Below are 25,174 nucleotides of genomic sequence, written 5' to 3' on the forward strand. Positions count from 1 at the left end.
AAGACCAGAGGATCTTAGCCCGCCATGCCAGAACTATTGCTTGCCCCGTTCTTCGTCTACAAAGGTAAGAACTTCCACATTGGTGGAAACGTTGGAGCCGTTGGGGAAACGGCGCGTCGCTATTCTACTTTCGGCAATCAAGCAACGACCGCGGCGTCCGCAATGCGGTCTATCAACGACGGCGGGTTCGAGGGCTCCGAGGGCGACCGATACAAGGAACTCCTGAACGCTGACTTCCCTAGCCATCTAGATATCACTGGCGAGTCTCACTCAGGTGTTGGTCGCGCCGTCCACCTTTACGAGCTTGCGCTGAAAACTGCTCAAACGGAAATGGGAGCTCTTGAAGTGCCAGCTCGGGCTACCCATGCTGACTATCAGGCCGCTGTTACCGCCTTAAACTCGGCTGAGGTCAACGCGGCTCGCGCGCGAGTCACAGCGACGGCAGCGACCGCCACCGCCGTAAGCACATCGATGATTCCAGGTGTGGGTGCCGCGACTGCCTCCGCAGCCGTTTCTGCAGAAGCTGATGCGCAGACGGCTCAGACTGCCATGGAAGCAGCGCGCCTCCACTTTGAGGAAGTTAAGACTGTTTGGCTGGGGCATATTTCGACCTCTGATGCCATTAAGACAACCTTGGGCGAAGAGGTTGATTCCGCCGTAGGTATGATCGCGGCTCAGGCTAAAGCAGACTTTGATGACAATCCGAACATGCTGGAGCGTGCATGGCAGAAAACCAAGGATTGGGTGTCTGATCATGCTGACGTTCTCGCCGCTATTTCTGACATCATGCAGATTGTCGGTTCCGTTTTGCTTCTTGTTCCTGGGCTTCAGGCAATCGGCGCTGGCCTGTTGATTGCAGGCATTGGGCTGAAGGCTTTGCTTGCAGCAACGGGCAACGCGTCGTGGGGCGAGGTGCTTTTCGACGTGGCGACTTCCTTGCCTTTTGCCGGTATAGCCAAACTTGCGAAGGCCGGGAAGCTTGGCAATACCGTTGCCAAGGCAACGCACGGCATGGGCAAGGCTGCGTCCGCTGTTAAGGCGGCGGCGAAGTCCGGTGCCAACTCGGCTGCACTGAAGATGGCGAATGGAGCCAGCCGTGTCGCAGGCGAAGCTGGCGAAAAGTTTGCCAAGTCTGCCTATTCAAAGATCACCCGCGGCGGCCAGATTTGCTTCGCTGCTGAGCCTGTCGATATGGCGACGGGCAACATGGTCGATTTCACTCAAGACATCAACATCCCTGGCATCTTGCCGCTGATCATCGACCGAAACGCTAATTCTGCGCACGAGTTGGGACGAGCTTTGGGCTCCAGGTGGGTCTCGCGCATGGATGTGCATATTGAGATCTTGGATGACGAAATCCTTATGGTCTCTCCCGATGGTGCGTTGCTGACGTTCCCGCCAGCCCCATTGGACGGATCCGAGGTCCGCGCGGACGGCCGCGCGTGGCTGCTTTCCTTTGCAGATGGTGCCTACCGTGTGCGCAATGTAGCGGAGGGAATCACCTACGTATTTTCTGTTTCTGGTGACGGGAGCTACGTCACTACATCGGGTGTGGAGGACCGCTCCCCTGCAGCTGGTGGACACTCGGCTGGCGCGGGGTTGCGCACCGGTTCTTTCGCCGCTGATCTTGGTCTGGGCTTCACCGTTGGTGTCACGGCGTTGGTTCATCACACGGGCGCGGCCATCACGTACTCGTGGGATCAGGCCACTGGCCAGATGCGAGATATCACGCGCAGCGATGGAACTCACTTGTCTTTGGTCTGGGATCACGCTACGAATCGTGTGGCTTCCATTTGGGTTGATAACCAGCAGACTCACCCTGACGAAGCACCTCAGCGGCTGATCTCTTATGAATACGACGCCGCAGGTCAGCTCATTCGCGTGGTGAACTCCCATGCTGGTGTATTGAGCTACTTCTACGATGAGCAAGGCCGTACTGCTGGTTGGCGTGACCGGAATGGTGCTGCGTATCACTACCGCTACGATGACCACGGCCGTGTCACCGCCCAAGTCGGTACCGGTGGCATGTTCCCCAACATCCTCTACTGGGGCGACGACACCGGCGACGACGCACCCATCGGCGGCACCGTCTGCGTACTCATCGAAACCGCCGGCGACTTCACCGGCGACCCCCTAAACACCGGCGATAGTGTCGTTGACACCTACCTCGACCGCCTCCACAACCTCCCCCTCTACCAAGCCCTCCTCAACGGTGGACTAGAACAAGCAGGCCTGACCGGCCGCGGCCGCACCACCAACCGCGACACCACCACCAACTGGACCATCCCCACCGGCTGGCTGACCGACGACCTCCTCGGCGACATCCGCCCCACCGTCTACCGCGCCACCTCCGCCGGCGACGTCTGGCGCATCATCACCCCCGAAGGCGCAATCCAAGACACCACCTACACCAACCACCACCTCCCAGCCACCGTTACCAACGCGGCCGGTGCTACCACCTGCTACACCTACGACGACAACGACCTCATCGTCGACACCACCTACCCTGATGGCACCACCACAACCATCGAACCCGGCACCTGGGGCATGCCCGTACGCATCACCGGCCGCGACGGACACACCACCGACTACCAGGTTGATGCTTTCGGCATGACCACCGCGGTCACCACCGCCGACGGAGCCACCACCACCTACACCTACGACTACCGTGTCTCCGGCATCACCCCTGCCAGCATCACCAACCCCGATGGGGCCACCACCCACATCGACTGCGATAACGCCGGCCGCACCATCGCCATCACCGCCCCCGCCGGCCGCCGCACCAGCCACACCCTCAACATCCAAGGCCTTATCACCGACACCATCGACCCCGACGGCAACACCACCCGTATCGACTACACCCCCGAAGGCTGGCCCACCACACTCACCCACCCCGATGGCACCACCCTCACCGCCACCTACGACGGCGAAGGCAACCAACTGACCACCACCAACGAAACCGGAGCAACCACCACAACCACCTACACCGTCTTCGACAAACCCGCCACCACCACCGACGCCACCGGGGCGACCACCCACATCACCTACAACACCCAAATGCAACCCGTGGCCATCACCAACGCCGACGGCCACACCTGGACCTACACCTACAACCTCGACGGAAACATCACCCAACAAACCGACTACAACGGCATCGTCACCACCAACACCACCAGCCCCGACGGACTCATCACCAATGTCACCACCCCAGCAGGCACAACCACCACCACCTACAACCAGCTAGGCCTTGCCACCAGCATTGAGGATGCCTCCGGCACCACACTGTTTGACTACGACCCTCTCGGTCGCCTGACCAGCATCACCAACCCGGCTGCCACCATCACCTACACCCGCGATCCCTACGGCCGAGCCACCGCTGAAACCACACGCCTGGCCAGTGGCGAAGAAACCCGCCACACTCTCGAGCTTTCCGCCACGGGCATGGTCACCGGCGAACACCTCACCCTACCTGCGGCCGGCACCATCACCACCGGCTACGGACGCAATGCCGCTGGTGAGATCACCACCAGCACCATCACCCAACACACCACCCCAGCGGTCACTCATGACCGCCACACCGGTACAACCGACCCGGCAGGCCTGGATCACACTGGTCGCCTGCTTGCCGAGCTGACCTACACCACCAACACCCGCGGCCACCGCGCCACCACCGCCATCGACAACCTGGTACGCACCCAACACACCGATATTCGGGGGCGCATCACCGGTGATCACACCAGCCTGCTTGACAGCACCACCACCGGCGGGCTTGCCCCTGTTGCTGGCCGTGACTTCACCTGGCGAGCTGACTCCACCCTCACCGCCATCACCGACCACCTACGCGGCACCACCAGCTTCACCGTCGACGCTACAGGCCGCGCTACCAGTGCGACCCGCACACCCCAACCAACCACCACCAACCCCAGTGACCAGGGCACCACCCCACCGCACACCACGACACACACCCCTGCACGAGCAGGCACTCCAGCACAATCAGGCAATGCTGCTACCACTGGGGTTTCCGTCCAGGAGAACTATTCCTTCACCCCAGCAGGTGTGCTGGCCTCCACCACCGACGGGGACATCGACTACCACAACACCCTGCCAGTCAAGGTCGGCCGGACTACCTACACCTACGACGCTGCAGGCCGTATCACCCGCACCGTGACCAAACGTCTAGGTAAGAAACCGTTGGTTCATCATTTCTTCTACGCCACCGGTGAACAACCCATCGGCTTTACCTCAAGTGATGCTCCCGGTGTTGGCTATCGCTACACCTACGATGGCCTCGGCCGACGCGTAGCCAAAGACACCATCAACACCACCACCGGTGAAGTTACCCACCGTGACGTGTTCACCCACACCGGTAACCAACTGGCAGCCGTCACCACCACCGTGGATAACGATCCGGCACGTGTGGGTGAAGGATACGTGTGGACTACTGATCCTGCTACTGGTGAGACACACGGCCAGATCGCACTAACCAATGGCACCAGTGGCGCCAACGACACCAACCAGACTCCGGCCAACCCCGTCGCTGGCTGGTCCCAGGCTCGGGTTGATGCGACGTTCTACGCCCTGGTGTGCGACCTAGCCGGAGCACCACAGGAACTGATCAACACCACCACCGGTGTCGTCGAGGGACACACCACCCAAACGTTGTACGGCACACGCACGTGGTCCGGGCGGTGTACCAGCCCGCTGTTGTTTGCAGGCCAGTACGAGGATGCGGAATCCGGGTGGGCGTACAACCGCTTCCGCTACTACAACCCCACCCTGGGTGCCTACAACGCCCAAGACCCACTCGGCCAGGCCCCACGACTCGCCTCAGCCCAGGGGTATGTCGACCACGCAGCACACTGGGTCGACGTGCTCGGGCTGATGTCTCATGTTGTTAGGAACAACATGAAGATTGGCAATCAGGCGAGAGATGATTTGGCGAAACTACTTCCTGGCGCGAAAACTGAGAAGTACTTTGACGCTGGAATCACAGGTTCAAGAGGAGAAACGGGAAAGAGGTTCGTCGATGTTTTCGAACCCGATATGATGATCGGACATGAACAAAAGACCGGAAAGGTTGGAGCATCACGGTTCATTCGCCACCAGGTAGACAAAGACGTTGCACTCTTCAAACGCGGAGACCTCAGAGAAGTTCAATGGCACGGAGATCCAAAATTTGAACAATTAGGTTTCACCGGAGATAGCTTGCGGGATAAGCAATTCACCAAACCCATGCAGGGCTATCTCACTCAAAATAATTTCAAATGGTCCGACACTGACAACGCGTTCATTCTTCGAAGATAGAAATGGAGATGTTCTATGAACGTAAATATTGATACTTTCCTGCAGAGCTACAAGCTCTTTCCCACCAATTTTAGTAGCAAAAAGCTTGAAGATCTCACCAAGGAGGAGCTAGCATCATTTACAAAAACATTTATCGATCTTGAAGCTGAGCGCTTTTCAATAATCAGTTCATCGCTGTGCGGACAATTACCGTTTAACACATCGGAGGAAAAAGTAGTAACGGTAGCAACGTTAATTGCCGCATCTCGCCAGACCGACGGTGACGCATCTTCAGCTGCAACACTGAGCCTTTGCTATGACTTCGCTTGCGCGGTCCGCTCCTATCTACATTCCATCGACCCCGAGATTGACTGGCGATACCAGCTTAAGTATCCACGAGCAGTGTCTTATGCTAAGCCCGTCATCGCCAGAAAGAATTTTAGTGGCGCTGGATTCATTGATGCACGGGTCACCGCCCACGGCGGAGCCAACTACGCTTTTCAGCACAACCAAGACATCAAAGATGAAATCCTCAATATGATCACAAAGCAAATGAAGGGACACTTCGGAATAGAGTTCGAGTATTAACCATCAATTGGTAACGCCATCGCGAATCAAATGCGTCTGTTCAGTTTTAATAATCCTAATGTTTTTCGTTTCAATGATCTACACATAAATTCCCATGTCAGTTAGGTTTGACCACTTGCACATTCTGCCTTTGGTCTTGAATAACTCACTCGCTCAACCTCCTTCAAGTTGGTTCAATTTCTACAAGGGCAGATGAGCGTCAGTACCTCTAATCAGTAGCCGCCCGTGCATAAAGCGAACACTTTGGGCAGGCTAGGCGTTGAACATAAAGAAGCTAGTGAGCGCTCCTCGTTCATCACTTCTACTACGCCACCGGTGAACAACCCATCGGCTTTAGCTCAAGTGATGCTCCCGGTGTTGGCTATCGCTACACCTACGATGGTCTCGGCCGACGCGTAGCCAAAGACACGATCGACACCACCACCGGTGAAGTTACCCACCGTGACGTGTTCACCCACACCGGTAACCAACTAGCCGCCGTCACCACCACCATCGACACCGATCCAGCACATGTGGGTGAAGGCTACGTGTGGACCACTGACCCTGCCACTGGTGAGACACACGGCCAGATCACACTAACCACCCGTAACACCAGTGACACCGGTGACGCCAACGACACCAACCAGACTCCGGCCAACCCCGTCGCTGGCTGGTCCCAGGCTCGGGTTGATGCGACGTTCTACGCCCTGGTGTGCGACCTAGCCGGAGCACCACAGGAACTGATCAACACCACCACCGGTGTCGTCGAGGGACACACCACCCAAACGTTGTACGGCACACGCACGTGGTCCGGGCGGTGTACCAGCCCGCTGTTGTTTGCAGGCCAGTACGAGGATGCGGAATCCGGGTGGGCGTACAACCGCTTCCGCTACTACAACCCCACCCTGGGTGCCTACAACGCCCAAGACCCACTAGGACTCGCCCCCAGGTTGGCCTCAGCCCAGGGGTACGTTGAAGTGTCCCGGGTTTTGTTCCTAGGCTTGTGCCTTGATTTCCATTATTTCTCGACTGGGGTGGTGTTCCCAAAATTCGGTTTCGACTTCAGCCGGCGTGCGGTAGCCCAGGCTCTGGTGGAGCCTTGACTCGTTCCACCAATTCACCCACTCGAACGTCGCGATTTCCACGTCGACGACATCGGCCCACGTTCGCCTATGAATCAGCTCATTCTTGTAGGAGCCGTTGACGTTCTCAGCCAAAGCATTGTCATAGGAGTCGCCCACCGTCCCAGTGGACGCTGCGATACCGTGCTCAGCCAAGCGCTCGTTGTAGACGATGCTCACATATTGTGAGCCGTGGTCTGAATGGTGAATCAAGCCCGTTGTTTCCTTAGCGCACACGATTGCCTGGTTCAACGCCTGCAGCGGCAAGGCTTCGGTGCGCATCGAATCGGACAGCGCCCATCCGACGATCCTCCGGGAGAATACATCGGTCACGAACGCGGTGTACACAAAGCCTTTTCGGGTGCGCACGTAGGTAATGTCCGCCACCCACAGCCGATTAGGGCCAGGGGCCTTAAACTCACGTTTTACCAAGTCAGGGCGATGATCCGGGCCCTTGGGTTTGCGGGTTGTGATTGGTGCCCCACCTTTGCCCTTGCCGGACAGTCCAGCACTGCGCATCAGCCGGGCTGTTTGCTCGCGTCCAATGTCAATGCCCTGGCGGCGCAGCACGCGCCACATTTTGCGAATCCCGTAGACACCGTAGTTTTGTTTATGAACTTCGGTAATGCGCTCTACTAGGGCAGCGTCGCGAAAAGCGCGGGAGCTTAAGCCCCGGGCCTTGGATTGGCGGTATCCACGCGAGCTAAGAAAACCGCCTTCGCGATGCTTGTTTAACGTCTGGCAGATGAACTCGACTGAGAAACGATTCCGATGCTCATCGATGAATCGGATCATTTCCGACGTTTTGGGTCGAGTTCGGATGCGAAAAAAGCTGAGGCGGCTTTCAACAACTCATTGGTGTCCCGCAGCTCTTGATTCTCTCGACGCAACCGTGCGTTTTCTGCAGCAAGGTCCTCGGGCATTGATTCCACAACACGTCCTTCGCGACGAGCGGCCTGCGTCCATTGCCTCGCCGTGTGCCACGAGACGCCCAGCTTTGGGGCTACTGCCTGGCACGCGGCTTGCATCGACATATTTTCCGCCAAGATGCGGTCTTCCACGAGACGGACCACACGGTCCTTGGCATCCTGGTCAAATTTCCTTGGCATATTCCAGATTTTCCCATCTACTCAAACGGAACAAAACCTGGGACACTTCACGTCGACCACGCAGCATGCTGGATCGACATTTTCGGCTTAATGTCGCATATTTCCGCGAACAAGGCCGCCGGAGAAAAATTCGAGACAAACGCGGAATCAATCATTCGTCAACAAATGGGACCCGATAATTGGGCAAAGCAGGTCACCACTCGCGTAAATCTTGGAGAAGGAGCGTGGAAGAATAGCCGCGCTGAGTTCATTATCAAGGGCAATGATGAACAATTCCACTTCGTTGAAATCAAGAGTGGCAATGCTAAGCTCACAGAGGGTCAACAGCTGGTCCAAAACGAACTAGCCAAGGACGGAGGAGCCGTCGAAATGCGCTCAGGAGGGTGTCAGGAATTTTGTGTGTGAGGCTCTGATCTAGAAGGAGTTTCACCGATAATGACTACGGTGTCACCGAAGAAAAGCCATGACCCGGCGAGGGTCAACGAGATCAGCGAGAAGCTGATGGAAAATCCTGAGATCGCTAGCTTGATCAGCGAGCTGTCGACTTCCGCTGATGATGCAAGCGAGCTGGTCAAAGGCCTACTGCAGGCATCGATCAACGCTGGTCTTAAGGCGGAGATGGATGCGCATTTGGGCTATAGCCATTCCGACCGCAAGGCCAAAACCCAGGCGGAAGCCACACAGAGCGGCAATCACCGTAACGGGTCCTACACCAAGACCGTCAATTCTGGCTACGGCGCGGTTGAAGTGACCGTTCCCAGGGATCGTGCCGGCACGTTTGCTCCCCGGATGGTGCCCAAGGGTGCACGTCGGCTCACAGAGCTCGACGACATGATTATCTCGCTGTACGCCGGTGGGATGACCGTGCGCGATATTCAGCACCATCTCGCAACCACTCTTGGTGTGGATATGAGCCCGGATACGATCAGCACCATTACCGATGCGGTCTTGGACGAAGTCATGATCTGGCAAAACCGCCAGCTCGACGAGTTTTACCCGGTGCTCTTCCTCGACGCGCTACGCGTCAAGATCCGTGACGGCCACCGCGTGGTCAACAAGGCTTGCTACATGGCGGTTGGTGTCGACATGGACGGCATCAAGCACATCCTGGGATTGTGGATCGCTGATAATGAAGGCGCCGCATTCTGGGCATCGGTGTGTGCGGATCTGGCCAACCGTGGTGTCCAAGACGTGTTCATCGTGTGCTGCGACGGGCTCAAAGGCCTGCCGGAAGCTGTGGAGGCGACCTGGCCGAATTCTATGGTGCAGACCTGTATTGTGCACCTGATTCGGGCTGCGAACCGGTGGGTGTCCTACCAGGACCGCAAAGCGGTCTCCCGCGCACTGCGTGAGGTCTACACAGCCGCTAACGAGGACACCGCACGTGCCAGCCTGGATGCTTTCGAGGCCAGTGAACTTGGCCGGAAATACCCCCAGTCGGTCAAAGTCTGGCGTGATGCATGGGAGCGGTTCGTGCCGTTTCTGCAGTTCCCGCCAGCGGCGCGGCGAGTGCTCTACACCACCAACTCCATCGAATCGCTCAACGCCGAACTGCGTAAAGCTACCCGTAACCGGGGTCAATTTCCAAACGATACTGCCGCACTAAAGACGCTGTGGCTGATGATCTGCAACATCGAAGACAAGCGCGCTGCCCAGCGAGCAAAGAAAGCAAAACGCGATATTGAATGCAACGGCTATATTGAAGGAGCGAAAGCCACTGGGTGGAAACAGGCCATCAACCAACTAGCCGTGTCTTACCCCAACCGATTCGCGGATTACTTGTAAACCAAGCCCCCGCACACAAAGAATCGGACACTCTCGCGCTCAGCAGCTCAACGAAAGGTAGACGGTCTCGGAGAAGACCCTGGAAACTTGTTGCAGGGCCAATTCCATACCTTCTATATGGACAACCCTAGCGATGTGGCTAAGCTGGGTAATCTTCTCGACAGGATCGCATAGAAAAGGAACACTAAATATGGCAGCACCGAAACTCTTTACTGACGCCGACGCATGGTTCGCCGACAGAGGCTACACCAGGGAAAAATCCAAGGAACCAACATGGAGCAAACGACTCAAACCCCACTTGGAAATCAATATTAGCGGCGACCCCATAAAACTATCCTCAGGCCTCTACAACACCGGGTTCATCTACACAGCACGCTTTCCCCAACTCGCAAAGCTACATTCATCCCTTCATCTACCCAACTCAAAAATGGGCAAACCCGTTGGAAAGAGGAAGGGAAGCGCACTAAAACCTTCACGATTCACTGACGCGTATAGCCATGGTTATGAGCCTTTCGAACCATCCGGATCCGGCCCCAATTGGGAGGCATTCTTTAAGCAATTCGGCGCAGCCCTGCCCAAAATTGAAGCTGAACTCACTGACGAGCCTGACTTCCGCCACAACATAGAAACAGGACAGTACTGGCAAGTAAGTAATTTCCGCTTCTCAGAGATGCTTATCCTCCTGTACTTCAAGGAATGGGACAAAGCACAACACATGCTGGACACCACCGACTGGCGAAAAGTCATCAACCGGGCCCGGCCCCCACCGAAACCCTCCAACCACTCCACACCCAACTCACAAACCTCTTCAACAACGCCAACAATCTGCAACAGACTATTAACAAAGCTAAAGCCGCAGGCACAGACCTCGACGACTAACACAGAAGCTTGTGTCCTGACGCACTGGAAACCAATCAGCTGGACGGAATGGTGCTGCTTAGCATTGCCGCTCCCCCACCCACAGCAGCCAACCGGATCCAATAACAGGTCGGCGCCACGTTCTACTCCCTGGTCTCCACACCGGCTAGGAAATCTCGCAACCACAAGCGGCGTGTAGGGTTCGTCAACTACCGAAAACTCTCGACAGCAAACGGTGATACATCGACACGTCCTCTGGGTTCGTCGATGGAACAATCCGCGACCTGCTCGTCGAATGAGCATCTACGCTTGGCAGAACCACCGTATCTTGCGGCAAATCCACCGCAGCTGCCCCCACCTTGACAACAGTCACTTTCTTGGACTGCGCCAGCTCCGTCAGGTGGTGCCCCGGCTGGTACAGCCACCCATGCTGTTTATGGTGTCTGTCAGCCACCAACAGCACATGATCCGCCATAGCCGTGCCCGCGGCAATGGTCTCCCCGGCACACGTATAAGGCAAGTTCACCACAACAATTGGCCACCTGTGCTGGGCACGACTAACCACAGTATCCAGTACATCAGCAGCCATCTGCCCCTGAGTACCTTGCGAAGCAGTTAACAGCGGGACTGCCCCGGAGCTATCCGCAAAGTTTTCCATCTTCTTTCGGGTTAGATCCAGCGGTTCCGTCGCCGCCAGCCCAAGAACGTCTCCCGCTGCCCACGCGCCCAACGGTCCCCGCATTGGCTGAGCTTGCACATCTGCGTCCAGAACCACCATCGGTAGTTCAGAAACCTCTTCGGCAATCATGGAAACCAAAGCGGTCACAGGCGAAGTCAGCATTCGGTTGTCAATGGAAGCCACTGCGATGACCATCGGCCTAGATGTGTCGACTGAAGAAAACCTCCGTGCCTGTGCAACACGCGAAGCCCACACAGCCCTGCCGAAAACGCTACGCCCCGAGACCAGCGAGCCCGAACCTCCACTTCGTGCAGCGTTAGCTACCTTTGGGGAATTCATCTAGCGATCTCATCCATTCTGCCTAGAGCAAATCAAACACATCTGTGGGGGACACACAGCACAAATTGCACAACACACATTAGTATAGGACGGGCTATACGTAGAGAAGTTGTCGGTAACAAAGAGTGAAGTACACGAGGAGTGCGTAGTGTCAACCAACCAGCCATCCCACGAAGGACTGCCCTCTTGGCTCCAGTTCACTGGTGATGGTGCGCCAGCACAACCAGCCACCCCACCACAACAACCTTCTCAGCCCCAAGAGCCGCCCGCTGCAGAGTCTCATACTTCCTCCCCTTCTTCCAATGAAGGTCAGCAGCAAGTCCCTGCGGCACTTCAGCAAGCTCACGAATCCAAGCCTCAGCAAGGTCACCAAGCCAACCAAGAGGAAAGTGATTCCGCAGAGAATCCTCAGCCTTCTCAAGGAACAGCCCATCAAGGCACTGCCCCGCAAGGTTCTCCCGCTTCATCTGAAGCTCCTCAGCCGACTCAGCCACAGCAAGCCCAACCACAACAAACTCAGGCCCACCCGCAGCAAGCTCAGGCACAACCCCAGCAGCCCCAACCCCAGCAGGCCCCGTTAAATCACGGTAAGCACCATGTCCCGTCCGAATATGACCTAAAGCCACCGCCGGCATTGGACCAGACAAACCTTGTCAATGCCGTCAAGAAAGCACCGCGCAGTGGATGGCGCAAAATGCTTTACAACGTCACCGGTGGGCACTGGAACGTTGGTGACTCCCAGCAAGATCTTGAACACGATCAGCTTCTGGAGAAAATCCGCCGTCCACTGCGCGGCGACTACCGCATCGCAGTGATGTCCCTCAAGGGGGGCGTGGGCAAAACCACCACCACCGTGGCATTGGGTGGCGTTTTCTCTTCCATCCGACACGACCGCGTCATCGCCATCGATGCCAACCCGGACCTCGGCACCCTGGCACAGCGTGTGGCTGCCCCCGGTCCGGCAACGATCCGCGACCTCCTCAACGCAGAAGACACATCAAAGTACGCCTCTATACGCCAGTTCACTACCCAGGCCAAGTCTCGCTTGGAGGTTATCGGCTCGGAGCGCGACCCCGCCGTGTCCGAATCCTTCAGTGATGAGGACTACCGCCACGCGGTCGACATCCTGCAGCACCACTACAACGTGATGCTCACTGACTGCGGAACAGGACTGATGCACTCCGCAATGTCCGGTGTGTTGGAGCTGGCCAATTCCTTGGTGCTCGTCACCTCTCCTGCCCTTGACGGCGCTCAATCAGCCTCCGCCACTTTGGACTGGCTCAACCTGCACGGCTACGAACAACTCGCCGCAAACTCCGTGGTAGTTGTCTCTGCGGCACACCCTGAAAATGCGACGATTGATATGGACCAGTTGATTGCACACTTCCGTAGCCGCACCCGCGCCGTGCACGTCATTCCATTCGACCGCCACCTCTCCGAGGGCGCAACGGTTGATCTTGAGCGCATCAGCAAGGAAACCAAGCAGGCTTACATGGAACTAGCAGCAATTGTTGCGGAGGATTTTGATTCGTGGCACCGTCACGCAGCTTTGTAGCCCGAGGGGTGGCCGCGCTGGGCGTCGGGTTCCTTGCTTTTACAACCCTTGCCAGCTGCGCCGATCGCCTAGAACCACCTGTGCCAGAGCAACACGCCCAAGTGGATAACATGAAGCAGTGGGCTACCGAACGTGCCGAGCCCTACCACATCCCCGAACGCGCGCTACAGGCATACGCATACGCCGCCTACGCCGTGGAACAGGAACAAGGCTGCGCCGTCGGCTGGCAAACACTCGCTGCATTGGGTGATGTGCTGACCCAACATGGGCAAGTAAACTCCACCACCATCGACGAAGATGGCGTGACCTCGAAACCTATACGCGCCGTTGCGCCTGCCGCCGGCGGCAAGAAGTCCGTGCCCGATACCGACGGAGGAGACATCGACGGCGATTCCACGAAGGACATCCCGGTGGGACCAATGCAACTCATGCCGTCGCGCTGGGAGCAATATGGCACTGCCGCCGAGCCTGGCAACACGCCAAATCCAGACAACATTGACGACGCCGCCCTAACCACCGCGAAAATCACTTGTAGCGCGGGCGACCTCAACAGCCCAGAAGGGTGGACCACAGCAGTCTCGGAATTCAACCCCAGCCCAGTGTTCTTGAAAGCTGTGCACAAAAAGGCCAAGGAGTATTCACGCTAATGAGGAAAACTCACACTGCAAGCGCACTGCTCTTGATTTCGCTTACAGGCACGCTAGCTGCATGCGAATCGCCAGGTCATGCCAAAGAGCAGACCGTGAATGATGAAGTTCCACCACTGGGCAAAGTGCCTGAGCTGCCTGAAGAGGTGACGGCACCGAGCACCAAGTCTGAAACTCCTAAGCCCGCACCCCCGCCGGCCCCAGCCCCGGAGCCAGAGACAGTAACAGAAACTGCCCCACCCCCGCCTAAGCCTCCTGCAAAACCGGCACCCAAGCCTCCCAAGGCTCCAGCACCCAGGCCGCCTGCGAATGATTCACCAGAAATCCGTATCCAACTCCCACCAGAGCTGAGGCCATACCTTTAAGGCACGCGACCAGCTAGAAGGAGCCCCCCCACATGTCTATCCAACAGCACGACGCAGCTCAGAGCGCCCCTGCGGGTTCTCCTACGTCGTCTCCCCCGTCGGCCGCTTCAACAGCAAAGAAGGACCATCGCGCTGCCGTGCAGGCGCACAAGCTGCGCATGGATATAGCGGGCAAAGCTATCCGGCATGGCGAAATTCAACCGAGTGTGACACCGCGAACCGTCAAAATCCTCATGGGCTCGGCAATTATCGCAGCCATCATGCTTGTGGTTACGATCGGCGCCGCCACCGTCATTCAGATGCTGTAGCCAAAGCTGCACCTACGAAAACCAAAAGGCACCCACCGAAGTGGGTGCCTTTAAAAATTCCTAGCGCGCGGACCTAGCTGGTTAAGCAGTGGTCCCCGCTAGCAGTGTCGAGTGATCTACTCGCCGCCGGCCAGCTTCTCGCGCAGCGCGGCCAGCTGCTCGTCGGAAGCCAGGGTGCCGGCGTCCTGAGCCGGTGCCTCGGAGGAAGCCGGTGCGGACTCGGTCTGAGTCTCGGAGGAGTAGCCGCCCTCGCCGTTTGCAGCGGCCTCGGCAGCTGCGGCGCGGTTGCGCTCGATCTGAGCGGTGTGCAGGCGGTGGCGACGTTCGGACTCTGCGTAGCGTTCCTCCCATGCCTGACGCTGCTCGTCGTAGCCCTCGAGCCACTCGTTGGTCTCCGGGTCGAAGCCCTCCGGGAAGATGTAATTGCCCTGCTCGTCGTAGGAGTCAGCCATGCCGTACTTGGACGGGTCGAACTCCTCGGTGTAGTCCTCATCAGCCTGCTTCAGGGACAGGGAGATGCGACGACGCTCCAGGTCGATGTCGATGACCTTGACCATTGCGTCCTGGCCAACGCCAACAACCTGATCCGGAACCTCGACGTGGCGCTCGGCCAGCTCGGAGATGTGAACCAGGCCCTCGATGCCCTCCTCGACGCGGACGAATGCGCCGAACGGAACCAGCTTGGTGACCTTGCCCGGCACGATCTGGCCGATGGCGTGGGTGCGTGCGAATACGCGCCACGGGTCCTCCTGGGTTGCCTTCAGGGACAGGGACACGCGCTCGCGGTCCAGATCCACATCCAGAACCTCGACGGTGACCTCGTCGCCGACTGCGACAACCTCGGACGGGTGGTCGATGTGCTTCCAGGACAGCTGGGAGACGTGAACCAGGCCGTCGACACCGCCGAGATCGACGAATGCGCCGAAGTTGACGATGGAGGAGACAACGCCCTTGCGGACCTGACCCTTCTGCAGCTGGTGCAGGAACTCGGAGCGAACCTCGGACTGGGTCTGCTCGAGCCATGCGCGGCGGGACAGCACAACGTTGTTGCGGTGCTTGTCCAGCTCGATGATCTTGGCCTCGATCTCCTGGCCGATGTAGGGCTGCAGGTCGCGGACGCGACGCATCTCCACCAGGGAGGCGGGCAGGAAGCCACGCAGGCCGATGTCCAGGATCAGGCCGCCCTTGACGACCTCGATGACGGTACCGGTGACCGGCTCCTCGTTCTTCTTGAGCTCCTCGATCGTGCCCCAAGCGCGCTCGTACTGTGCACGCTTCTTGGACAGGATCAGGCGGCCTTCCTTGTCTTCCTTGGTGAGAACCAGAGCGTCGATCTCGTCGCCGACCTCAACAACCTCACCCGGGTCAACGTCGTGCTTGATCGACAGCTCGCGGGAAGGGATGACACCCTCCGTCTTGTATCCGATGTCCAGCAGGACCTCGTCGTGATCGACCTTGACGACGGTGCCCTCGACAATGTCACCATCGTTGAAGTACTTGATGGTGGAGTCGACGGCAGCGAGGAAATCCTCAGCAGAGCCAATGTCGTTAATGGCTACCTGAGGGACGTTGTTGGTGGGCATATGTTGAATGTCTTTCGGAACGAATAGAAATAGAAGATGGACAGTTACTCTAGTTCTGCAAACCCTGCTTTTTGACGCCACCACCAGCGTCAATAACCTGGCGGGTAGCCTCTAGGAGCTCCACGTGGGGGCGTCCCAAAGAATCAAAAAGGGGGCGCACAACGCGCATAACGCTACACGACCACAGTGAACAGCGCAAACATGGACTTTCGGCCGCGAGTTGAAGCGGGGTTGTCCAAGACGTGCAGTACGATTGGGCGCGATGAAGATACTGCAAATACTAGTGAATATGGTCCGTGGCGGGTTGATTGGCATGGCCGAGCTCGTCCCGGGCGTTTCCGGCGGCACAATCGCGTTGGTTACCGGCGTGTACGAGCGCGTCCTGCACCAGGCGAACCTTTTCCTGGATGCCACGAAGAAGCTGCCGAAGGATCGCAAGGCTGCGTTTGCCCAGTACAAGACACTGGACTGGATGCTACTGCTCCCCATGTTGGTGGGCATGGCGGCCGTGGTGCTCTCGCTGGCGGGTGTGATGGAGAGCTTCGTGACGGACAAGCCGGTGCACTCGCGCGCGCTGTTCTTCGGCATGGTGCTGCTCTCCCTGGCCGTGCCGATTGGCATGACGGATAAGGAGGACGCGCGCCGGCGGCTGCCGATGGCGATCCTCGGCTTGGTTGTGGCGGCAGTGGCCACGTTCTTCCTGACGGGCGTTACCAGTGCCCCACAATCCGACCCGAACCTGCTGTGGGTCTTTGTGGCTGCTGCGATTGCAGTGTGTGCGCTGGTGCTGCCGGGTGTTTCGGGTTCCTTCTTCCTGCTGGCCGTGGGCCTGTACTCCGCGACGATGGCGGCGGTGGACGATAGGAACCTGGTCTACCTGGGCGTGTTCTTCCTGGGTGCGATCACCGGCATTGTGTGCTTTGTGCGCCTGCTGGAGTACCTGCTTAACAACCACCGCACCATCACGCTGTTCGTGATGACGGGCCTGATGCTGGGCTCCCTGCGTGCGCTGTGGCCGTGGCAGGACGGGGATGCGAACCTGCAGGCGCCGGGCGAGCACCTGGGCGCCGCGATCGGCCTGTTCCTGCTGGGCGCGGTGATCGTCGTGGCAATGCTGGCGGCCGAAAAGGCTTCGAACGCGAAGGCCACGCCGGCAGACGCCAACTAACCCGGCTGGCGCGCGCGACTAGTGCGCTGCCAGGTCCCAGTTATCGCCCGTGCCGGCGGAGACATCCAGCGGTACGCGCAGCTGGGCGGCGGCATCCATTTCCCGCTCGACTAGCTCGGTGATCTGTTCCAGCTCGCCGGGCGCGACCTCTACCACGAGCTCATCGTGGACCTGCAGCAGCACGCGGGAAGTCAGCTGCTGGCGGGTGATCTCCCGATCCACGCGCAACATGGCCAACTTGATGATGTCCGCGGCCGTGCCCTGGATCGGGGCATTCAGGGCGGCGCGTTCGGCATTCTCCCTGGCCACGCGGTTAGAGGAGTTCAGCTCCGGCAGGTAGCGGCGGCGGCCATAGAGAGTCTCCGTGTAGCCGGTCTCCTTGGCTACCTCCACCACGTGGTCGAGGTAGCGCTTCACGCCACCGAAGCGCTCGAAGTAGTTATCCATGATCCTCTTCGCCTCCCCCGCGCTGATCTTCAGCTGCTGGGATAGGCCAAAGGCGGACAGGCCGTAGACCAGGCCATAGCTCAGCGCCTTCACCCGCCGGCGCAGTTCCGGGGTGACCTCATCGACCGGGACGTCGAACACGCGCGAGCCGACGTAGTTGTGCAGGTCCTCGCCGCTGGCGTAGGCCTCGATCAGGCCCGCGTCCTCCGACAGGTGCGCCATCACGCGCATCTCGATCTGGGAGTAGTCGGCGGTCAGCAAAGTCTCGTAACCCTCCCCGACCGTGAACGCGGCGCGGATCTTGCGGCCGGCGTCGGTGCGCACGGGAATGTTCTGCAGGTTCGGGTCGGAGGAAGACAGGCGGCCCGTCGCCGCGCCCTTCTGGTTGAAGGTGGTGTGGATGCGTCCGTCGTCACCCACGGCCTCGATCAGTCCGTCGATGGTGGACTTCATCTTTTGGTACTCGCGGTGGGCCATGAGGTGCCCCAGGAACGGGTGGTTGGACTGGGCGGCCAACTTCTCCAGCTCCGCGGCGGCGGTGGAATAGCCGGTCTTGGTCTTCTTCGTCTTCGGCAGATCGAAGGTCTCGAAGAGGACCTTCTGCAGCTGCTTCGGGGAGGAAAGATTGAGCTCCGGCTCCCCCGCCAGCTCGCGGGCGGCGGCAATCTCCTCGTCCAGGCGCGCGCCGTAGTCATCGGAGAGCTCCTGCAGCGCCGCATCATCCACAGCGATGCCTGCGTGTTCCATGGCCGCGAGGATCAGGGCGAGAGGGACTTCCAGGTCGAAGTACAGTTCGGCCTGGCCTGCGGCCTCGATCTCTGGGGTGAGGGCCTTCACCAGTTCGGCGACGGCCTGGGCGCGCTCTGGACCGGTGGCATTATCCGAAAGCTCGTGGCCCACGTGGCGCTGCACCACGTCCGCCAGGCCGAGGGTGCGCACGTCAGGCCGCAGCAGATACGCCGCCAGGGACGTGTCATGTTCCACTCCGTCAAGCTTTAGTCCTTGATTCTGTAGTGCGTGATACGTCTGCTTGGAGTCATGCAGCCACTTCGTGGCCTGTGGGTTGGCCAGCCACTCCGCCAGCGCCTTCTCGTCCTTCGGGTCCACATCGGCGAGGTCCTGAACGATGGCAACGTTGTCGCGGTCCAGCAGGGTCAGCTGCTCGCCATCCACGTCCACCACCGTGCCGCGGGTGCGCTTCTTCAGCCACGCCCCCAGCTTCCCCGGCTGCGGCTCCTCTACCGTGACGGGGATAGCGGCACTGTCGGCGAACTCCACGCCCATGATCTTGAATGCTCTATTGCGCAGCCCCGTGCCAAACTGCAGCTCCTCGAACATGCCGAGTGCCTCGTTGGGATCGATTTCGCGGGGGCTGAGGGCGTCCAAATCATCAACGAGCTTAAGGTCCCGCACCATTTCCGTAATGTCGCGCGCGAGCACCACATTGTCGATGTTTTCGCGCAGGTTGGCGCCGACCTTCCCGCCGATGTCGTCCATGTTGTCGATCACGCCCTGCAGACTGCCGTACTTCGCGATCCACTTCTGCGCGGTCTTCGGCCCCACGCCGGGCACGCCGGGCATGTTGTCGGAGGTATCGCCGCGCAGCGCCGCGAGGTCCGGGTACTGGGTGGGGGTCACGCCGTACTTCTCTTCAACGGCCTGCGGGGTGAAGCGATGCAGCTCAGAGACACCCTTAAGCGTGTACAGCACCGTCACATCCTCAGTGACCAGCTGCAACGAATCGCGGTCGCCGGTGCAGATCAGCACGTCCATGCCGTCCTTGGCACCCTCGGTGGCTAGGGTCGCGATGATGTCGTCGGCCTCGTAGGACTCTTTGTCTAGGGTCGTGACGCCCAACACTTCGAGCGTGCGACGAATCAGCTCGATCTGACCCTTGAACTCCTCGGGCGTGCTCGGGCGCTGCGCCTTGTACTCCGGGAAGGATTCCTCGCGGAATGTGGGGCCGGAAAGGTCAAACGCGGCGGCCACATGGGTGGGCTGTTCCTTATCCATGAGGGTGAGGAACATGCCTAGGAAGCCATATACCGCGTTGGTGTGCTGGCCACCAACGGTGGAGAAATTGGCTGCGGGCAGGGCATAGAAGGCGCGGAACGCCAACGAGTGCCCATCGAGGAGAAGGAGTTTAGCCATGCGCTCAACTTTAACGGAGTGGGGTTTTGGTTGGCTGAAAGGCCGTGGCGTATTATGCTCCGGTAAGCACTTTTCGCCCCAGTAGCCCAATTGGCAGAGGCAACGGATTCAAAACCCGTCCAGTGTGAGTTCGAGTCTCACCTGGGGCACAATTCCACCCCCTCCGCTCCCGACCAGCGTAAATGCTGGTCAGGCGGGGGTTTCGCTTCCCGTCTACCCCGCTCGTTAGGCCTCTTTAAGCCTGTTTTAGTCCCTTATGTCGTGGGATTGTCGTGGCGAAAACGTGCCTAGACGTTCAAAACAATCCCCACCTCAACCGCCTTTAACTATCGCCCCGACGCGACGCCTGCCACTGCTCAAACGTCATCCAGGGCGGAATCGCAGGACAGTGTTCGTCGTCACGCCCAAGGACGCGGCAAGTTGCTCATCAGAGGCGAATCCTCCGCGCTCCCTTGCCTTGTCGATGACTTCTGGACGAATCTTGTACTTTGTTTTCAACGATTCACCTCCGTCTTCTAACTTTTAGACTTTAGTTACAATTCTTGGAACCGACGTTAAACCCACCCTGGTATCGCAAAATCTGTCAAGCCATTTTTGTAATTCGCTCCAATAGTTGTTTGCAATTACAGGACTTTCCGCAGGTCACAAGGGGATAAAAAGTTCAAAACGTGTTGCGCCATCGCGCCGCGCTCTCCAATAATTGGAACCATGAACAACCACAAAGACTGGTTCGATACCACCACCGAAGGAGCGACCAAGGCGGAAGTGTCCGCTAAAACCGACATAGCCAACAGCACGATTGCTCACCAATACCGCGCTGGCCAGTTGTCGGCCACAACGGTCATAGCCATTGCGAGAGCATATGGAGTGAACGTGATTCAGGCGCTCGTGGACACCGGTACATCGATCCCGACGATGCAATCCTTCCTGACGCACCAGACTTCCGTCTTCTCGAAGACCGAGTACTGGTGGCCGAACTAGCGCGACGCATTAATAGCCAACCTGCCCACTGGGACGGAACCTTCGAGGAGGTCTTTGCTCACAATGGAGTAGACGACTCGAAGCCCCCACTCCACCTTGTGAAACACTCGAAATCCACCCCCGTTGTCTGATCTGGTTGGGAAGATAACGGCATCCCTGATGATGCGGTGGCTGACAGTAGCCCAGAAGTAGGAGGCACTCCAGATGACTACGAACGATAAAGGCGACCAAATCGCCATCTACACAACCGAAGATGGAGCCGCACAAGTACGCCTACAACTGACCCAAGGCACCGCATGGCTGACCCAAAAACAAATGGGCGAACTCTTCGACGTCACAAGCGCATCCATCTCGCACCACATTCAAAACATCATCAGGGAAAAAGAAGTCGCCGGTAGTTTCAAACAACTTTTGAAAGTGCCTGGTCAAGAACGTTCAGTAAATCACTACAACCTAGAAATGATCCTCGCAGTCGGGTACCGAGTACGCGGACAGCGAGGAATTCAATTCCGCAAATGGGCAACCGAAGTTCTACGCGAATACCTCCTCAAAGGATTCGCCATGGACGACCAGCGACTCAAAAACGACGGCGTCGACACTCACTTCGACGAACTACTTGAACGCATCCGCGAAATCCGCGCATCTGAACGCCAGATGTTCCGCAAGGTTCTCGACGTCATAGCCGAAACCAGCGCCGACTACCACGAAGTGAAAGACTTTCAAGAGGTCAAGAACTTCTTCGCTGGCATTCAAAACCGGCTGCATTACGCAACACACGGCAAAACCGCTGCCGAACTCATTTGGGAACGAGCGGATAACACCCAACCAAATGCGGGGCTCACAACTTGGAATGGCGAGAAGCCCCACAAGAAAGACATGACCATCGCCAAAAACTACCTATACGAAGACGAAGCCAAACGCATGAACCGGCTCACCTCCATGTTCTTGGACTATGCAGAAGACCAGGCCGAAATGAGGAAACTCTGCTCCTCAAAGATTGGGTGAAGAAGACAGACGCTTGGCTTGTGTTCAACGAACGGCAAGTCCTCCAAGGCTTCGGAACACGGCAGATGTCGCAAGCTAAAAGCAAAGCATTTAACGAATGGGACGCCTACCAGCGGCGCTTAGACAGCGAAATAAACGAGATCGACATGCGCCAGCTCGAAAGTGAGGTACGGGAACTCAATAAGGCGAAGAATCGTGGTGAACCGTGACCTCGATCCATGACCTGCATGACGTTGCCAACCTCCTGGGCGTGAAACTACGCCACCACAACGGCCTGCCCAAAGGCTGGTACTCCCCCAGCCTCCGCGTGATCTCCACCATGCGCGACATGGCCGTATGGGACTACAAAACCACCCTCGCCCGCGAGCTCGGCCACGCCGTATACAACGACCAGAGAACCGGCAACAAGGACTTCGACCAACGCCAAGAAGCACGGGCAGACAGATTCGCCGCGAAACTCCTCATCAACGACGACGAACTGAAACACCTCGCCCCATGGCACGGCCACGCCTTCCACAGCCTCGCCATCGACCTCGAAGTGACCCCACGCATCCTTGAGATCTACCTCAAGGAACGACCCCACATCCTGAAGGAACTAGCAGCATGACACGACCCACACCACGCACCCGCGACCAATACCTCAACTGGGTACGCGCAACCGTAAGCTTCTCCACCCAATGGAGCTTCAACCACCAGCTCACCCAGAACACGAAAACGCAGGCAGATCTCACCCACTCAATGGAAGGCTACGCCCAAGTACGGGACGCGCAAGGCAACCTACCTATCGCCCAAGTGCGCCCTCACATCACACTCACTACCAACGATAGAGGCAAGCTGTACGCCGATTACGACGGGTGGTGCAACTGCGGGTACATCCAAGAAGAAATGCAGAGCGCGTGGCGTGACGTGTTTGATCTCTGCGAGGAGATCAAGGCTATCCCGCACGGTACTAAGGGGCTGAAAATCGCCACTCGAATCGTCGTCTACCGTGATTCTGGTTCATGGTCTGCTGCGGTCGCGCTCGGCGACCCACAGAAAGTGCTATCGAAACTAATTTCCGCCCGGAATAGGCTCTCTCGGGAGGCTGCATTGTATGGCACTGAGCACTGGGAGGAATACCTCCGCTCCCGCTATGGGCAGTAGATACAAGTATCCCCGGGCACTGGTCCGCATTTCGACCAAGCGCACGTGAAGGTACGAAAAGCGCCCCAGCTTCCCAAAACGTGAGTCACTACAACCGGGAGGCTAGGGCACGGTGTCAGCAGCGCAAATACCGACAAGGAACAATCTAGCATGACTTCGATCAAGAAGTACGCCACAAAACAACGGGCACATGTGGCGCGTCCAATACCGATCCCCAAAAGTGCGCGGCAGCCGGATATTAGTAACGCTCTGCGTCCTGCTAGGTCAGATCGTCACGCAACTCGTTGAAATGTAGGCGTCAATAAGAAAAAGCATCACCCCCGACATGCCGCGACCATCGCCAAACCCGTCGGGCTCGAAGGTTGTCCGTTAATATAAGTCGCGAAGAAATCACGCAGCCCTTTATTAAGGACTGCTAAGACAATTTCGTGACGCGAGGAGAACCATGACGGACGAGAACTTCCGTTCCAACAACCCGGCCGCCAACGGCAACAACGGTGCACCGCAGCAGCCGCAGGGCCAGGACTGGAACCAGAACCCCTACGGCCAGCAGAACCCGGCACCGCAGCAGCAAGGCCAGAACGCATATGGCGCTCCGCAGCAGGGTGCACAGAACGGCTACGGCCAGAACAACTTCCAGAACCCACAGAACGGCCAGGGCGCACAGTTCGACATCAAGAAGTACCTGGACTTCTCCAACAAGTCCGTAATCTGGCTGCTCTGCGCCGCAGGTGCTGCTCTGATCAGCTTCATCGGCAGCTTCATGACGTGGGGCAAGGTTACAGCTCCCATCATCGGCACCGTCAAGGTCTCCGGCACCGACGGTGACGGCATTCTCACCATGTTCCTGTCCCTGATCATCATCGGCGGAATCGCAGCCTACCTGTTCGTAGAGCAGCTGGCCCAGAAGTGGTGGCGCGCCATTCCGGTGATCGCCATCGGCGCCATCCTGCTGCTGATCTCCATCATCGACTGGGCTAGCATCGGCTCAAAGGCCGGCGATTTCGACGAGGACGTTGTAAAGGTGAGCGTCGGTGCAGGCCTGATTTTCATCCTGCTGGCTTCCATCGCCATCATCGCCTTCGGCGTGCTCGCACTGCTGAACGACCGCAAGATCAACCCGCAAGCTCCGAAGCAGGCCTTCGCCCAGCAGGGCTACGGCCAGCAGAACTTTGGTCAGCAGGGCTACGGCCAGCAGCCGCAGAACAACTTTGACCAGAACAACTACGGTCAGAACAACTACGGCCAGCAGCCGAACCAGGGCTGGCAGGGCAACGCTCCCCAGAACCCGCAGAACCCCCAGAACCCGCAGTAGTCTAAACAGCTAAAACGACACCACAGTCGCCCCTGTTCTTTATTATTTAAAGAGCAGGGGCAGTTGCTATCTTCACGGGGGTACCTGTTAGCAACATAGATAAAAAATGAACTAATGTTCACTGCATGTCCACCCCGCTTCCCGCAGAGGGAAAACGCCCTCACCGCAAGACCGGCCCGAAGCCAACCTTTGACCGCGAAGATGTCATCAACCAGGCTCTCGCAATCGGTCTAGATAAATTCACCATGTCAGAGGTGGCCAAAGGCCTGGGGGTGGCCACGTCCGCGCTGTACCGAATCTACAGCCGCGATACCCTTCTGACCGCCTGCATCGAGCACATCACCGAAGCCACAGCGCTTACCACTGAGGGCGATTGGAAGAAACTACTCCGGGACTACGCCTATTATCTAGCGCGGATGTGCGCTACCTACCCGGGGCTCGCACAAGCCCTACTGAGTTACCCAAACAGCCTTTTCGCCTTCCGGGAAAGCGTCACGAACCTTTTGGGAAGGCTTAATGACGCCGGCTTCAGCCGCGGACAGGCCTTATTCGCCATCGACGTGATCACGAACTTCGTGTTCAGCTCCGGGCCTTTCAGGCACTCCTTTGAGCTCTTCGCGATGACAGATTCACTGCCTGCTGACCGGGAGGACGACGAGGAAATAGCGCTGCGGATCCTCGACCAAAAGTTGGACTTCGTGTTCCAAGCACTGGAGACGGACCGTCCCTCCTACTAGCCACCCCCGAGCGCTACCCCGCTTGTCG

At 58.2% G+C, this 25,174-nt stretch carries 22 protein-coding genes and 1 tRNA gene; 18 read left to right on the top strand and 5 right to left on the bottom strand.

The genetic code is table 11. The features are described from left to right. The first annotated feature begins 345 nt into the window (after positions 1–345). The 3 genes from QKE30_RS03240 (at position 346) to QKE30_RS03250 (ending at position 6,953) form a co-directional block, all read left to right on the top strand. On the top strand, positions 346–5,304 hold the full coding sequence (locus QKE30_RS03240) for a DUF6531 domain-containing protein (RefSeq protein WP_347934095.1): 4,959 nt from the start codon (positions 346–348) through the stop codon (positions 5,302–5,304). Positions 5,305–5,319: 15 nt separating this feature from the next. Further along, positions 5,320–5,871, top strand: a complete 552-nt coding sequence (locus tag QKE30_RS03245) for a hypothetical protein (protein WP_347934096.1) — start codon at positions 5,320–5,322, stop codon at positions 5,869–5,871. A 446-nt stretch (positions 5,872–6,317) separates the two neighbouring features. Next, positions 6,318–6,953: an RHS repeat-associated core domain-containing protein gene (locus QKE30_RS03250; protein WP_347934097.1), complete on the top strand. Its 636-nt coding sequence runs from the start codon at positions 6,318–6,320 to the stop codon at positions 6,951–6,953. Here QKE30_RS03250 and QKE30_RS03255 read toward each other — a convergent pair. Then, positions 6,846–8,044, bottom strand: a protein-coding gene (locus tag QKE30_RS03255) for an IS3 family transposase (RefSeq protein WP_347934187.1) whose coding sequence is annotated in 2 segments (ribosomal slippage) — positions 6,846–7,789 and positions 7,789–8,044 — 1,200 coding nt in all. Because the reading frame shifts where the segments join, the coding sequence is not laid out codon by codon here. The genes QKE30_RS03250 and QKE30_RS03255 overlap by 108 nt on opposite strands. On the opposite strand from QKE30_RS03255, the gene QKE30_RS03260 reads away from it, so the two are divergent. From QKE30_RS03260 to QKE30_RS03270, 3 genes are all read left to right on the top strand, one after another. Next, a complete protein-coding gene (locus tag QKE30_RS03260; protein ID WP_347934192.1) occupies positions 7,949–8,485 on the top strand; it encodes a hypothetical protein in 537 nt (178 codons plus the stop codon). The genes QKE30_RS03255 and QKE30_RS03260 overlap by 96 nt on opposite strands. 30 nt (positions 8,486–8,515) lie before the next feature. After that, entirely contained in the window at positions 8,516–9,865 is a 1,350-nt protein-coding gene (locus QKE30_RS03265) for an IS256 family transposase (RefSeq protein ID WP_347934098.1), read from the top strand. 190 nt (positions 9,866–10,055) lie between these two features. After that, positions 10,056–10,922, top strand: a complete 867-nt coding sequence (locus QKE30_RS03270) for a hypothetical protein (RefSeq protein ID WP_347934099.1) — start codon at positions 10,056–10,058, stop codon at positions 10,920–10,922. A 6-nt stretch (positions 10,923–10,928) separates the two neighbouring features. On the opposite strand, the gene QKE30_RS03275 is transcribed toward QKE30_RS03270, so the two are convergent. After that, the gene (locus QKE30_RS03275; RefSeq protein ID WP_239201608.1) at positions 10,929–11,564 is read right to left on the bottom strand and encodes a hypothetical protein; all 636 of its coding nucleotides are present in this window, start codon (positions 11,562–11,564) and stop codon (positions 10,929–10,931) included. Positions 11,565–11,938: 374 nt separating this feature from the next. Beyond that, positions 11,939–12,286, bottom strand: a complete 348-nt coding sequence (locus QKE30_RS03280; protein WP_239201602.1) for a hypothetical protein — start codon at positions 12,284–12,286, stop codon at positions 11,939–11,941. Between the two features lie 149 nt (positions 12,287–12,435). On the opposite strand from QKE30_RS03280, the gene QKE30_RS03285 reads away from it, so the two are divergent. From QKE30_RS03285 to QKE30_RS03295, 3 genes are all read left to right on the top strand, one after another. Then, on the top strand, positions 12,436–13,296 hold the full coding sequence (locus QKE30_RS03285) for a MinD/ParA family protein (RefSeq protein WP_347934100.1): 861 nt from the start codon (positions 12,436–12,438) through the stop codon (positions 13,294–13,296). A 110-nt stretch (positions 13,297–13,406) separates the two neighbouring features. Next, entirely contained in the window at positions 13,407–13,943 is a 537-nt protein-coding gene (locus tag QKE30_RS03290) for a hypothetical protein (RefSeq protein ID WP_239201598.1), read from the top strand. 397 nt (positions 13,944–14,340) lie between these two features. After that, the gene (locus QKE30_RS03295; RefSeq protein ID WP_239201596.1) at positions 14,341–14,616 is read left to right on the top strand and encodes a hypothetical protein; all 276 of its coding nucleotides are present in this window, start codon (positions 14,341–14,343) and stop codon (positions 14,614–14,616) included. Between the two features lie 116 nt (positions 14,617–14,732). Here the strand turns inward: QKE30_RS03295 and rpsA are convergent, their stop codons facing one another. Continuing rightward, positions 14,733–16,199, bottom strand: coding sequence for a 30S ribosomal protein S1 (gene rpsA, locus QKE30_RS03300; RefSeq protein WP_005295768.1), 1,467 nt, complete (start codon positions 16,197–16,199; stop codon positions 14,733–14,735). Positions 16,200–16,461: 262 nt separating this feature from the next. On the opposite strand from rpsA, the gene QKE30_RS03305 reads away from it, so the two are divergent. After that, positions 16,462–17,367 carry a DUF368 domain-containing protein gene (locus QKE30_RS03305; protein WP_239201593.1) on the top strand — a complete coding sequence of 302 codons (906 nt, stop codon included), beginning with the start codon at positions 16,462–16,464 and terminating at the stop codon, positions 17,365–17,367. 18 nt (positions 17,368–17,385) lie between these two features. Here the strand turns inward: QKE30_RS03305 and polA are convergent, their stop codons facing one another. Further along, complete coding sequence (gene polA, locus QKE30_RS03310; RefSeq protein WP_239201589.1) at positions 17,386–19,965, bottom strand: DNA polymerase I; 2,580 nt, start codon at positions 19,963–19,965, stop codon at positions 17,386–17,388. Between the two features lie 75 nt (positions 19,966–20,040). On the opposite strand from polA, the gene QKE30_RS03315 reads away from it, so the two are divergent. The 8 genes from QKE30_RS03315 (at position 20,041) to QKE30_RS03350 (ending at position 25,146) form a co-directional block, all read left to right on the top strand. Further along, positions 20,041–20,114 (top strand) — tRNA-Leu (locus tag QKE30_RS03315). 559 nt (positions 20,115–20,673) lie between these two features. Next, a complete protein-coding gene (locus QKE30_RS03320) occupies positions 20,674–20,946 on the top strand; it encodes a helix-turn-helix transcriptional regulator (protein WP_239201586.1) in 273 nt (90 codons plus the stop codon). 204 nt (positions 20,947–21,150) lie between these two features. Then, entirely contained in the window at positions 21,151–21,951 is an 801-nt protein-coding gene (gene rhuM, locus QKE30_RS03325) for a RhuM family protein (protein ID WP_239201583.1), read from the top strand. Beyond that, positions 21,948–22,160: a DNA-binding protein gene (locus QKE30_RS03330; protein ID WP_239201580.1), complete on the top strand. Its 213-nt coding sequence runs from the start codon at positions 21,948–21,950 to the stop codon at positions 22,158–22,160. The genes rhuM and QKE30_RS03330 overlap by 4 nt, the downstream gene beginning before the upstream one ends. Then, positions 22,157–22,558, top strand: coding sequence for an ImmA/IrrE family metallo-endopeptidase (locus QKE30_RS03335; RefSeq protein WP_239201577.1), 402 nt, complete (start codon positions 22,157–22,159; stop codon positions 22,556–22,558). The genes QKE30_RS03330 and QKE30_RS03335 overlap by 4 nt, the downstream gene beginning before the upstream one ends. Continuing rightward, the gene (locus QKE30_RS03340; protein ID WP_239201574.1) at positions 22,555–23,094 is read left to right on the top strand and encodes a hypothetical protein; all 540 of its coding nucleotides are present in this window, start codon (positions 22,555–22,557) and stop codon (positions 23,092–23,094) included. The genes QKE30_RS03335 and QKE30_RS03340 overlap by 4 nt, the downstream gene beginning before the upstream one ends. A gap of 445 nt (positions 23,095–23,539) precedes the next feature. Further along, the gene (locus QKE30_RS03345) at positions 23,540–24,409 is read left to right on the top strand and encodes an ECF transporter S component (protein WP_347934101.1); all 870 of its coding nucleotides are present in this window, start codon (positions 23,540–23,542) and stop codon (positions 24,407–24,409) included. Between the two features lie 125 nt (positions 24,410–24,534). After that, the gene (locus QKE30_RS03350; protein ID WP_347934102.1) at positions 24,535–25,146 is read left to right on the top strand and encodes a TetR/AcrR family transcriptional regulator C-terminal domain-containing protein; all 612 of its coding nucleotides are present in this window, start codon (positions 24,535–24,537) and stop codon (positions 25,144–25,146) included. Positions 25,147–25,174: the final 28 nt, after the last annotated feature.

The sequence above is a fragment of the Corynebacterium sp. c24Ua_83 genome (genome assembly GCF_039907245.1).
In the GTDB taxonomy this organism is placed as follows: Bacteria; Actinomycetota; Actinomycetes; order Mycobacteriales; family Mycobacteriaceae; genus Corynebacterium.